Source organism: Paenibacillus sp. SAFN-117 (genome assembly GCF_051966115.1).
GTDB classification, from domain to species: Bacteria; Bacillota; Bacilli; order Paenibacillales; family NBRC-103111; genus Paenibacillus_L; species Paenibacillus_L residui.
Map to the genome: position 1 here is coordinate 95792 of NZ_JBQCLK010000006.1, position 12922 is coordinate 108713.

Annotated in this window: 9 protein-coding genes; all 9 read left to right on the forward strand. The window is 45.5% G+C overall.

Translation table 11 applies throughout. The features are described from left to right. The first annotated feature begins 147 nt into the window (after positions 1-147). Positions 148-2988, forward strand: a complete 2841-nt coding sequence (locus ACTHRH_RS05975; protein ID WP_379289138.1) for an S-layer homology domain-containing protein — start codon at positions 148-150, stop codon at positions 2986-2988. Between the two features lie 97 nt (positions 2989-3085). Then, positions 3086-3667 carry a hypothetical protein gene (locus tag ACTHRH_RS05980; RefSeq protein WP_144934300.1) on the forward strand — a complete coding sequence of 194 codons (582 nt, stop codon included), beginning with the start codon at positions 3086-3088 and terminating at the stop codon, positions 3665-3667. An 89-nt stretch (positions 3668-3756) separates the two neighbouring features. Continuing rightward, positions 3757-4041, forward strand: a complete 285-nt coding sequence (locus ACTHRH_RS05985; protein ID WP_144934298.1) for an alpha/beta-type small acid-soluble spore protein — start codon at positions 3757-3759, stop codon at positions 4039-4041. Positions 4042-4190: 149 nt separating this feature from the next. Continuing rightward, complete coding sequence (gene metK / locus ACTHRH_RS05990) at positions 4191-5396, forward strand: methionine adenosyltransferase (protein ID WP_440414554.1); 1206 nt, start codon at positions 4191-4193, stop codon at positions 5394-5396. A 180-nt stretch (positions 5397-5576) separates the two neighbouring features. Then, a complete protein-coding gene (locus ACTHRH_RS05995; RefSeq protein WP_440414556.1) occupies positions 5577-8234 on the forward strand; it encodes a stalk domain-containing protein in 2658 nt (885 codons plus the stop codon). 244 nt (positions 8235-8478) lie between these two features. After that, entirely contained in the window at positions 8479-9633 is a 1155-nt protein-coding gene (locus tag ACTHRH_RS06000) for a sensor histidine kinase (protein ID WP_150959308.1), read from the forward strand. A 5-nt stretch (positions 9634-9638) separates the two neighbouring features. Further along, complete coding sequence (locus ACTHRH_RS06005; protein WP_150959309.1) at positions 9639-10364, forward strand: response regulator; 726 nt, start codon at positions 9639-9641, stop codon at positions 10362-10364. Positions 10365-10417: 53 nt separating this feature from the next. Continuing rightward, positions 10418-10816, forward strand: a complete 399-nt coding sequence (locus ACTHRH_RS06010) for a glycosyltransferase family A protein (RefSeq protein WP_144934290.1) — start codon at positions 10418-10420, stop codon at positions 10814-10816. A 27-nt stretch (positions 10817-10843) separates the two neighbouring features. Next, complete coding sequence (locus tag ACTHRH_RS06015) at positions 10844-12697, forward strand: DEAD/DEAH box helicase (RefSeq protein ID WP_440414559.1); 1854 nt, start codon at positions 10844-10846, stop codon at positions 12695-12697. Positions 12698-12922: the final 225 nt, after the last annotated feature.

Here is a 12922-nt window from a genome sequence, read left to right on the forward strand (position 1 = left end):
TGTAACATCATGTTGCAGACTTTCATTATAGTAATGACGCTCAACTCTGGAAAGGGGGTGAATCGGCCAATGAGGAAATCGAGCTCCAATTATTGTAATACTCACACTCATGAACCGAAACGATTTCGAGGAGGAGAAAAAAAGGTTATGAAGAAAAGTTTGTCTTTACTCGTAGCAATAGCTATGGTCTTCTCCATGTTTGCTTCAGTAGTTTCTGCTGCTGAGCCTGCAACTACTTTGGAGAAATATGAGTTCCTTAAAGAAAAGGGAGTTTTCGAAGGAACTGACGGCGACCAGCCGGCTCTTGAAGAAAACATGACTCGCGCACAATTCGCGAAAGTTTTGACTAAAACTAAAGGTTTGACCGAGGATGCTGCTGCAGCTAACGTTTATACTGACCTGGATGGTGCAGGTTGGGCTGCTGGTTTCATCGGTGCTGTAACTAAAGCTAAAATCATGGATGGTACTTGGGATGGAATTTTCTCTCCTTCCGGTGAAGTAACCATCGAGCAACTGGCTACTACTTTGGTTCGCGCACTGGGAATTGCTCAGTCTGACGACGAAGTAAAAGGTGTAGTTTCCGAGTGGGCTAAAGCTCATGTTGCTGCTGCTCTCAAAGGCGGTTATATTGCTGAAGCTGCTGACTACACTGTACCTGCTACTCGTGCTCAACTGGTTGAGGCAATCTATGCTGCTTACAACAAAGTTAACGTACCTGCTGAACTTTCCATCAGTGATGCTAAAGCAGTAGGCGCTAAGAAAGTTGAAGTATCCTTCAACAAAGCAGTTGAAGATACAAGCAAAATCAAGCTGACTTTGAACAGAGGAAACACTGCTGTAACTCTGGAAAAAGACGGTTTGGTGTGGAACGACGCTAAAACTAAGGCTACTTTCATCACTAGCAATGCCATGACAGAAGGTACTTACAATGTAAAATTGGCACGTGCTGCTGAAGATAACGGCGTAGTAATTGGTACAGATTCCAAAGAACTGAAAGTTGAAAAAGAAGTTATCAAGTCTATCAAGTTCAAGTCTACTAGCGATATCATTCCTCAAGCTAAGAGAGTGAACATCGATTTTGAGGCATTGAACCAATACAACGAGCCTGCTTCTTTGCCGGCTTCCCGTTTGACCGTTCATTCCGGTAATGCAAATGTTGCTGTAACGGCTTCTAATGACAAGCAAAGACTTACTATCAACACTGCTGCTGCAGTTGAAGCTGGTTACCTGGTAAGAGGCGGATACCTGCCGATTACAATCATCGCAGAGGATGGCGCTGTTACTGCGAACAAAACATTCCAAATCGGTGATGTTCAAACTGTAGGTAAAATTACCCTGAAAGAGCTTGTTCTGAAAAACAACAAGAAGCGTTTTGATGCAGGAGACACTGCTTATATCAGTTACGATGCTCTTGACCAATATGGTCACCCTGTAACAGATTTGGATACTCTTAATCTGTACGCTAGTCTGAATCATTTCCCTGGCGGAATGCTTTCCGAGTTGAAGTTTGTTGATGATGAAACCGGAGATAACGTTCCGGAAATCAGAATCAAAGCTTCCGACAGATACAATTACTATAGTGATGTGACTGTTAATGCGATTGCAGCGGGAACTGGTTCCAGCTCCCAGTTGAAGCTTGAAGTTGCTTCTTCCAAGACTCCTTATGAAGTAAGCTTCGGATACTTCAACGAAACTGTAGCATTCGGTGATTCCGAGAAGGTTATTCCGATTGTTGTTAAGGATCAATACGGCGACACCTTGTCTCCTGAAGATGTTGTAAATGCATTTAACGAAAAGGAAATGGCTGTTTATGTTCCTAGCGCATTAGCTACTGTTGATGTCATCAAATCCGGTTCTAACAAAGGTAATCTTTCCATTAAGCCTGCTGACAACGGACGCCAAGGAACAGTCAACGTCAGTGTGCAAATTTATAGAACTAACAAGAGCGCAAATCTGAATGTTTCCATTCAAGAGAAGCGTTATGTGAACGATGTTTATGTTTCTTCCGAAATGAAAGAAAAGTTACTGCCAGGTGCTGACAGCAGCCTGAAGCTGAAGTTCAAAGACCAATATGGCGATGTTATTGATGTAAACAATACCAGCATTGACCTGAACGCTTACAAGGTAGTGACTGAATCCAACCTTGCTGCAGACGTAATTAATACTACGGGCAATGGCAATGGTACATTTGCTATCAAGGATATCAACGATACGAATATCACGTTCAAGAACAATACAAGTATCGAAACTACAAATCGCTTTACTGCAAAACTTCTTGACAGCAATGGTAACGTCGTTAGAACAAGAAATTTAACTTTTGATACGATCTCTTATGCTGATCTTAACAAGATCAGATACGAAGTAGAACCTATCTCTAACGGTGTCTTTGCAGTAGAGAAGTTCAAAGATTCCGTAACTGGCAGCACTTATTCTGCTTACAAGAAAGAAGTAAAAGTTGTTGCTAAAGATTCTTCCGGCAAATCGATTGCTCTTCCGTCTGATGCCATTCAGTTTGTTACATCCTCTAACACCGATGTAGCAGCAATTGAAAAAGACGGTAACAAGTTCAAAATCGTTGGTAAGAAAAATGGTGAAATTGACATTAACGTAAACGTACGCGTTGGTGGCAATGACAATCAAGTCGAACTGAAAGCTGTTAAAGTTAGCGAAGCAGCTCCAGTTGCTCAATCCATCACTGCTAAGCATGATGGCAAGAAGAGAACTGCTAACCTGAGCGGTAATGTTAATGTTTGGGACGATGCGATTCTTGGCGAAATCAAGGTAAAAGATCAGTACGGCGTTGAGCTGAAAGATGCTCAATTGTTCGAAACTGGATACCTTGGAGTAACTGTTGGAGTTAGCAACGTTTCTGACACTAGCAAAATTACCAACAACTACAATGGAACTCTGTCCATTAGTGGTAATGTTTCCTTCACTGTAACGGTTAAAACTGCAAATGGATACTCTGTATCTGTTGACATTAACTAATCGTTACAACGAAAGAACCCCTTCGGGGGTTCTTTTTTTTGTCCGGTTTTGGTTTAATGTAGTTAGCCTGGTTTAAAAAAGAACAAGAGGTGACTTTATGAAATCGAAATGGAAGTTTATAGCGGCCCCCGTTTTGTTGGGAGCGGGATTGTGGCTTGGTTCGATTATGACGACAAGTGCTGATACCGGAGCTGGTGAAAAGCCTGGAACGGCTGACGATCCGTTAGTTACAAAAAGTTATGTAGATCAGCAAATTAAGGCTATAACCGGAGGCGGTGGCACCCCGGCAACAACGGATATTGATCTTCAAAAGCTGAAGGAAGAAATTCTTAAAGAAATACAGGCAGGTTCAGGATCCGGTTCTTCCGTTGGAAGCAGTCTGGAAGTGACGGTAGTTGAACTAGATCCTGGCCAGACTTTATATGCTGCCCCCGGCACGGAGGTTATAGTGCGAAATGGCAAGGCAATTGCCGTAAGCAGTGACGATAATGGGATTCCCGATGTTACCTCAGGAAAAGATTTGTCAGCAGGAACCGTCATTGAATTGAATCATTTATTATTATTCCCAAGAGAAGGACGCGGTATTCAATCGGATACAAGTAACCAAACCGTCATATATGTAATGGTTAAAGGCAATTACATGGTAACTAACAAAGACGGCTCTAAAGTTACGCCATAATTTTTCCCCTCATGGCATAAAGTTATACGTTTGTAGGTCGAAGGACAAGCCATACTAGGGTTACACGATATAAGGAGGTGACTCTAGCAATGGCAAAGTCCAATAACAATAAAGTAGTACCTGCAAGCAAACAGGCCTTGGATCAAATGAAATACGAAATTGCTGCTGAATTAGGGCTTCCGGTGGGCCAGCAATATTATCAAACAGCGGCGTTGGATACTGAATTCGCTGCAGAATTAGGATCCGTTGCTTCCCCGGCGGTTCGTGAAGATTATTGGGGGCATATTGCCACCCGGGACACGGGGGCTGTTGGTGGTACCATAACCAAAAGATTGATCCAAAAGGCAGAAGAAGCTCTCTTTTCCTTATCCTAAATAATTCCGCGCTAAATCAGGCAAGTCACCGATTGACAGCTTTAGACAAATAAAGTACTATGAATTAATGAAGGTATTCCAACCATCTCTCCTAATTGGAGAAGGTTGGTTTTTTGTGTAAAGCATATTTGAATAGGGAGGTCGAAGAAGTGACGACTTCAAGTAATAGACGTTTATTTACTTCGGAATCGGTGACGGAAGGTCATCCCGATAAGATTTGTGACCAGATTTCGGACGCGGTTTTAGATGCATTTCTTAAAGAAGACCCTAACGCTCGTGTAGCATGTGAAGTATCTGTAGCGACAGGGCTGGTTCTCGTGATTGGGGAAATTTCGAGCCGTGCGGATTATGTGGACATTCCTGCGATTGTGCGTAATACGATTAAGGACATTGGATATACTCGCGCAAAATATGGTTTTGATTATAAAACCTGCGCTGTTTTAACATCTTTAAACGAACAGTCCGCTGACATCGCTCAGGGGGTTGACCGTGCTCTGGAAGCCCGTGAGGGACAGATGACGGATGAAGAGATTGAAGCGCTTGGAGCAGGCGATCAAGGCCTTATGTTCGGTTTCGCCGTGAATGAAACTCCTGAATACATGCCGATGCCGATTGCATTGGCCCATCGGTTGTCCCGCCGGTTGGCCGAAGTTCGTAAAGATGGAACTTTGAGCTATCTGCGCCCAGACGGGAAAACGCAGGTAACGGTCGAATACGAAGGAGACAAGCCGGTAAGGGTGGATACTATCGTTGTGTCTACTCAGCATGCTGAAGATATTACATTGGAGCAAATTCAGAAGGATATTAAAGAGCATGTTATCCTGCCAGTAGTTCCTGAACAATTTTTGGACGCAGATACGAAGTATTTCATTAATCCGACAGGCCGATTTGTTATTGGAGGTCCTCAAGGGGATGCCGGCTTAACCGGACGTAAAATTATTGTAGATACTTACGGAGGATATGCCCGCCACGGCGGAGGTGCGTTCTCGGGGAAAGACCCGACTAAGGTTGACCGTTCTGCCGCTTATGCCGCACGTTATGTGGCAAAGAATATCGTGGCCGCAGGTCTTGCGGATAAGTGTGAAATTCAATTGGCCTATGCTATTGGAGTAGCTCGCCCTGTTTCCATAAGTGTAGACACATTCGGAACGGGCAGAGTTAGCGAAGCAAAGCTTGTTGAACTCATTCGCAAACATTTCGACCTTCGCTCCGCAGGCATTATTAAGGAGCTTGGTTTAAGAAATCCTATTTATAAGCAAACAGCGGCTTACGGCCATTTTGGACGGACGGACATTGATCTTCCTTGGGAAAGAACGGATAAGGCCGAAATTCTTAAGCAGGAAGCAAAGAACTAAATTACACAGATATAAAATAACAACATCGATGCTTTTTAAATTGAATTCGACAAAATTCCGACGCCTATTTTTCCTAATAGGCGTTTTTTTGTTGATTAACGTAACTTTTTACCTATAAGTAGAGTCTAATACTAGAGAAAAAGAATGAGAGACTAATAAATTTGGAGGAGAGAAAAGCAAATGCAACAGCAAGAGAAACGTAAAAAAAGAAAAAAACGCTATGTAAAAGCTTTGACTTGGGTATTAGCGTTCATGCTGGTTTTGCAGACATGGTCCTTTTCGGCTGAGACAGCTTCTGCCAGCGGAACTGTAACTTATAAGGGGCAAGAGATTATTACCGCTGGAGCGATTCTGAAAAAATACGACTGGGTGTCTACCCGTAATAATAAGCCTGCCCATGTCAACGTCAATGTGATTGAAGTAGCGTTGGAAAACCCTATGGTCAAGTTGGATGTGATGACCGGAAAAGGCGGCAAATTTACAACGAAAAATACAGTAAAGAAAATGGCGCAGGAGACCGGTGCCGTAGCCGGAGTGAACGGAGACTTCTATAATACTAAAGCAAACCTAGCTCCGATGGGACCGCAAATGTCCGGCGGCGAGATTATGGCTACCCCGAATGAACTGCCGGGCTTCTACAGCTTTGGATTGACCAAAGATAACAAGCCGGTCATTGATATGTTTACTTTCACCGGATCGGTTACGGCCGCCAATGGAAATAGCTATTATTTGGGTGGCGTTAATAAAACTTACTATTGGTTTGAACCTAGTGGGCAGCACAGTATGATAGATAGTATTTTCCTCTATACCAGTTCTTGGGGAAGCTCAGACCGTGCCAATGATGGGGTGACGGTACCAACGGAAGTGCTGGTTCAGAACGGCATTATTCAAGATATTAAAGTAAATGGAATTTTTGAGATGGCACCTCCTGAAGACGGGTACATACTTAGAGCAGCGGGTGCAGGAGCACAATTTGTTCAGGATAATTTGAAGATAGGAGACCCCATTCATTCTGCCTATAATATAGTCCCGAGGGATCCCAGCCGTCCGTACGATGCCGAAGATTTTCAAATGATGATCGGTGGTCATACGATTCTAGTGGATAATGGGCAGCCTGCAGCCTTGTCTAGAAAAGATGCGGATTACACAAAGGCCAGGGCGCGTACCGCAATTGGTTACTCCCAGGATGAAAAATATGTTTATCTTATAAATGTGGAAGATAATGCGAACAGTGATGGAATGAGCTTTGCCGAAATGCAGGATGTTATGACCCAGATTGGAATCTGGAAAGGAATGAATCTGGACGGCGGAGGTTCCTCCCAGATGGTAGCCCGCCCGCTTGGGGAAACCGGTGTGGAGTTGGTTGCTGCTCCAGAGTCTAACTATCAGCGCGAAATTGTTAATGGGATTGGTGTATACACTCTTGCCCCTAAGGGAGAAGCGCTTGGATTGAACATTTCCGGACCGAAGAAATTATTCGTCAATGAATCGGCAGCTTATTACGCAAGAGGCTATGATACTTATTATAACCCGATTACAAATTTGGACGACAACGCGGTTTGGAGTAGTACGGATGGCATGGGTACCTTCGAAAACAACGTCTTCACACTTACGCAAGCGGGGAAAGCTACGATTTCCGTCTCGTCAGGACAAGCTACCTCCAGCAAAGAGGTGGATGTTGTTCGCAGGGAAGATATTGAAAGCTTGACCATACAGCCTTCCAGTGGAGTGCTGATGAATAACGAAGAGATTCAATTGTCCGTTAAGGCCAAATTAAAAGACGGCACAGAAAGAACCGTTCCCGCGGAATCATTCCAATGGCAGATCAAAGGGTTTCAAGGGGAAATCAAGGGAGACACTCTTCATGTCACGGACATCCAAGGCACAACCGCAGGGCAGCTGATCGCCAGCTATGATGGCTTTAGCACGATACTGAATCTGCCGCTTGGATCGGAGAAGCTTTGGGCAGATTTTGAGCAGAGTAATCCGGCTGTATCCTTCAGCGCCACTGAAGGAGTAACCGGCGATATTAGTAGAGCTCCTCGACTATTTGGCTTGGCAATGGACAATTATGCGGTACAAATGAACTATGAGTTTATCGCTGAGACCGGGACGTTGGCGGCATATGCTGACTTTGGCCAAGAAGGTGTATTGCTGGAAGGCGAGCCCCAATCGATGAGTGTTAATGTGTGGGGGGATAACAGCCGCAACTGGCTCCGCGCGGAACTGATCGATGCAGCCGGCAAAACCCATCGGGTAGATCTCGCCAAAGAGATAGACTGGGACGGATGGAAAACCGTGACGGGGAACTTCTCTAATCTGGGGATGACTTATCCGGTACAACTGACGCGAATTTACATTGCGGACATTGAGCAAGGAAGAGCGGATAGAGCCCGCAAGGGAACCATCGCATTCGATGATATTAAACTGCATTATAAGTCGGAAGTCCCAAGTCCCAAGCGCAACAAGGTAAGCTTGACCATCGATGAGCCGAAGATTACGGTCAATGGAGAGACCATGACGATCGATCAAGCCCCGGTACTCATTAGCGGAAATACACTGGTGCCTGTTCGTTTTGTAGTAGAGGCTCTCGGCGGAGAGGTCATTCCGTGGAACGAAGGGGACACTGAACGGAAAGTGACGATTTTTAGAGACGGACAGATGGCCGAGCTGTGGCTGGATCAACTGGATCTGGTCGTTAACGGCAAAGTAGTAACCGCCGAAGTGCCTCCACAGTTAATGAATGAGCGCACCATGATACCTCTTAGAATATTGACTGAAAACTTCGGCTGGAAAGTTTCTTGGGACCAAGAGACACTTACTGTCACACTGGAGTAGTTTGAACTAGAAATTCCAATAAGGGTTGGAACTAAATTAAGCTTATAGATCGATAAAACAAGGTCGAATTTTTGAAAAATTCGACAATTCTTGTAAAACTTCTGCATGGCGTCCTTTAAGTGGCATGTAAATATGGTAAAATAGTTCCATCGAAACTCTTCAAATGTTTCCGAAATGTGTTAGTATAGTATCATTGAGGGAATAACCCGATGAGTTAAAGGGGTAAAGGATAGAGTGGGATAGAGTGAAGGTAGATGCCATAGATCGTGTCATTAAGGACGCCATTCATGTAATGGAAAGCAGCAAGTATAAAATATATGAGATCAGTGAAAGCGCCCGCAATGAACTGGATGCACTCAATCGTGAGCTGCAGCAGGTGATAGAGGAGACCACGTTGACCATCCATCAAGTGGATAAGCTTGAGCTGGACTACCGAAGATCGAGAATTCGGCTTACGGAAGTAAGCCGGGATTTTCACCGCTTCACGGAAGAGGATATCCGGATTGCTTATGAAGCGGCTACTCAATTACAATTGCAGCTGACCATATACAGGGAGAAGGAGCATCATTTAAAGATGCGCCGGGATGACCTGCAGAAGCGGATTCGCAGTGTGGAACGGCAGGTAGAACGTGCGGAGACGCTAGTTTCCCAGATGAATGTCGTACTGGAGTACTTGTCTGGTGATTTGAACCAGGTTACGCGTATGCTGGAATCAGCCAAGAACAGACAAATGCTTGGCTTGAAAATTATTATGGCACAGGAAGAAGAACGGAAGCGGATTGCGCGGGAAATTCATGACGGTCTAGCTCAAACGATGGCCCATGTCGTTCTGAGGACGGAGATAGCGGAACGGATGCTGAGTCAAGAGCATCTCGATTCGGTAAAGGAAGAACTGAGCGATCTTAAAGGTCAGGTAAGAGACGGGCTGGAAGAGGTCCGCAAAATGATATTCAACCTCCGCCCTATGGCTCTGGACGATTTAGGCCTAATCCCCACCCTTCACAAATTTGTACAGGATTTTGAAGAGAAATCGAAAATAAGAACGCGGTTTGAATTGGCGGGAAGGGAGAAGCGGCTTCCATCCGAGATGGAGGTAGCCGTATACCGTCTGATTCAAGAAGCTTTCTCCAATGTATTGAAGCATGCTAAAGCCACCTATATCTCATTAACGATAACCTTCCAGAAGCATATGACTCAGATCGTCGTTAAAGACAATGGAATTGGATTTAACGTCGAAGAGATGGAGTCCAAGATGATCACTAGCAGCCATTATGGCCTGATAGGGATGCAGGAACGAATCGACCTGCTGGAAGGGAAGATCGACATCGAGTCGAAAAAGGGCGAAGGCACCAAAATTACAATGCTGATTCCGATTAATCCTGAACAAAGGGAGGAATGAAATGGATGGTCATTACCGAAAATCCTAAGAAAACCGTTAAACTGCTGCTTGCTGACGACCATCAGCTATTTCGTGAAGGTGTCAAAAGAATTATTAATATGGAGAGCGATCTGGAAGTCATCGGAGAATGTGGGGACGGTATTCAGGTCATCGAGTTGTGCAATTCACTAAATCCGGATATTGTTCTAATGGACATTAACATGCCGGTAGAGAACGGGGTAACCGCCACCCAAAGATTGAAGGAAATCTTTCCATCGATCAAAGTGATCATTCTTTCGATTCATGATGATGAAAGCTATGTTTTTGAAACCTTGCGGAAAGGAGCTTCGGGCTATCTGCTGAAGGATATGGAAGCCGAATCTCTAATCAATGCTATTCGATCCGTTGTTTCCGGACATGCTTATATTCATCCTAAAGTCACCGGGAAACTGATTAATCAATTGCGGCGCATGACCTACCTGGAAGATGGAGGAGGTTCCTCTGACGGTTCTGTGGTTAATGAAGCCGGAGTCAAATATATTCATTCACCTAATAGCCCGCTGACACGGAGAGAAGCGGAAGTGCTTCGATTAATGGCGGAAGGCAAGAGCAACAAGGCAATAGGGGAATTTTTATTCATTAGCGAGAAAACAGTAAAGAACCATGTGAGCAGCATTTTGCAAAAATTGGAAGTGGACGATCGTACCCAAGCGGTAATCATTGCGATTAAGAATGGCTGGGTAACGTTGTAGGAACCCGATTGCTCATGGCGGCATATACTATCTCCATAAGGAGGGTAGCCGCTATGGGGATTGGGTTGCTTTTTATAGGCGGAGTTTATGGGGCCGCTGTTTTGGTTGTCCACCTGGTCTGCTATTTCCAACAACAACGAGGAACGTCGAAGGTTACGAGGTTTATTTTCACTACGAAAAATAATGCGAACTTAATAGAGTGGTATTTATATTCCTTATTATTTACTTCCTGGTTGAGGGGACGCCAAATTAAGGTTGCCGTATTCGACGATGGTTCGACGGATGAAACGCTGGAGATTGCCCGCAGGGTAAGAAGGAGCCGGGAGGATTTAGAAATCTATGAATCTGTCGCCGGTTTTGAGGAGTACATTCGGGCTCACCAGGAAGAGACGCTTCATATCGTATCGTTGCAGCAAAGTACGCAGAAACCATTAACAACCTTGCGTTGGTAAACGCTTACGTGGAAAAGGAAGGAATTCATGAAAGTAACTGTATACTCGGTTCAAATCCAGGGAGAATGGAGATGGAAGCTCTCGCTGGATTTTCAAATGGATGTCTCTTATTGGTTAGGCGGGCAAGGCCGTAGAGCAGATCGTTTGATTCGGGTAGAGCCGGAGCTATCTGTTGGACATGCTGCCTGGTTGATAGAGAATTTGTCGAATCATCCGGTTCCCCTTCATCAGCTTCCATCCGCCAAGGAGGAGTTGGAGCGCCGAATCCGCAAGGAACCTATGGGCCTGCAAATAAAATCTATTCAACTTCAACTAATAGAAAGCGGAGAAAATGACGAAATAATAGATACGGAGACTATTCAAACAACCAAGAAAGCGGCAGAACGGTTGCAAGGCCGGTCTCTTTTGTATGAGGAGATTCAGTCGTTGCTTGGCTATCATAATCTTTTATTGGGAAAAAGGGAGCTCCGCCGAGCTATTCAATTGGCTTATTTGCAGGGATGGATTAATTTTGGAAATGGGATGGATAAAGTTGTTCGCAGAAAGGGATGGAAAAAGACATTAGGGTACCGGTGCAGAAGGTGCGGAACCGATGAAAGCCGGATGTTCTGGTCTGAATGTCTCCACTGCGGACAGCCCTGTCCGTACTGCGAAGAATGTCTCAATATGGGGCGAGTCCGGTTTTGTTCTTTATTTGTCCAGGGAATCCGGATGCAAGGCAGTCCATCTGCATCGGATGATACCGTGCCTCTGGGAGAGCAATTGAAGCAGCATCTCCAGGAACGGTGGGGTCTAAGTCCGGCTCAAACGGAAGCGTCCTATGCCGGATTAGATTTCCTGGCTTCACGATCAGGTGCCAGGAAGCATTCCAGACAATCAGAGGACAATACGTTCCTGATTTGGGCCGTCACGGGGGCAGGGAAGACGGAGATGATTTTTCCATTAATAGAACATGAGCTCCATCGCGGCCATCGGGTGCTGATAGCGACTCCGCGCAAGGATGTTGTATTGGAATTGATGCCGAGACTCCAAGCCGCTTTTCCCGAATATTCCCTCGTGACACTATACGGAGGGAGCCCGCAGAAGTGGGAGCAGGGGGATATTACTCTGGCCACGACCCATCAGCTTCTTCGCTTTCACGGATATTTTGACATGGCCATTATCGACGAACTCGATGCTTTCCCGTATCATAATAATCCCATGCTACAGTACGCGGCGCGCAAAGCCTTGGCTGAGCAAGGAAGAACGATATTCCTCTCAGCAACCCCTCCTCCACCGATGCAAAAGGCCGCAGCCCGCAAAAAGCTTCCACATGTCAAAGTACCTGTTCGATATCACAGACACCCGCTTCCTGTCCCGAACCTTATTCGAATGAAATCGGTGGCTTCTTGTGTTCAGAAGCAGTCGCTGCCCGCAAATTTGCTGAAGGAACTGCAATTATCCGTAGAAAGAGGGGCTCAGCTGTTTATCTTCATCTCGAAGATTAAATGGGTCGAGCCGCTAGTGAAGCTGTTGAGAGAAGCTTTCCCGAACATTGTGATCGAGGGGACCTCCTCCATGGATCCTTTTAGAGCGGAGAAGGTCATCCTCTTCCGTCAGAGCAAGATCAGAATGCTGGTGACAACGACCATTCTGGAGAGGGGAGTAACGGTTCCGCGGACCGATGTATTTATTCTGAATGCGGATGCCGAATTATTCGATGAAGCTTCCCTTGTGCAGATGGCCGGACGAGCTGGAAGATCGAAGGATGACCCAGACGGAAGGGTATTCTTCGCGGCGGAAGACAGAACCCGCTCCCAGATCGGGGCAATTCGCCAGATAAAGCAGATGAACCGATTAGCCATGTCCAAAGGGTATCTTCTTCAAACGAAAGGGGAATGAACGATGCCGCAAACTCCCGTTTCATCCTTCCGCAGCAAGCTAAAGGAGTGGATCCACAAAGCCGGAGGGGTGTTAGCGCCTCCATTTGCGGAATGTGCATATTGCAGTGCCCATACCCGTTCACAGCCGAATGCGCTAGGGTTGTGTGACGCTTGTTTTAGTCAAATCCCATGGATTACCAATGTTGAATGTGACCGTTGTGGAAGGGCGGAGCCGTGTCCGGAT

Coding starts and splice junctions, on each gene's coding strand:
- ACTHRH_RS05975 (WP_379289138.1), top strand. CDS start 148: ATGAAGAAAAGTTTGTCTTTACTCGTAGCAATAGCTATGGTCTTCTCC.
- ACTHRH_RS05995 (WP_440414556.1), top strand. CDS start 5,577: ATGCAACAGCAAGAGAAACGTAAAAAAAGAAAAAAACGCTATGTAAAA.
- ACTHRH_RS06015 (WP_440414559.1), top strand. CDS start 10,844: ATGAAAGTAACTGTATACTCGGTTCAAATCCAGGGAGAATGGAGATGG.
- ACTHRH_RS05985 (WP_144934298.1), top strand. CDS start 3,757: ATGGCAAAGTCCAATAACAATAAAGTAGTACCTGCAAGCAAACAGGCC.
- ACTHRH_RS06010 (WP_144934290.1), top strand. CDS start 10,418: ATGGGGATTGGGTTGCTTTTTATAGGCGGAGTTTATGGGGCCGCTGTT.
- ACTHRH_RS06005 (WP_150959309.1), top strand. CDS start 9,639: ATGGTCATTACCGAAAATCCTAAGAAAACCGTTAAACTGCTGCTTGCT.
- ACTHRH_RS05980 (WP_144934300.1), top strand. CDS start 3,086: ATGAAATCGAAATGGAAGTTTATAGCGGCCCCCGTTTTGTTGGGAGCG.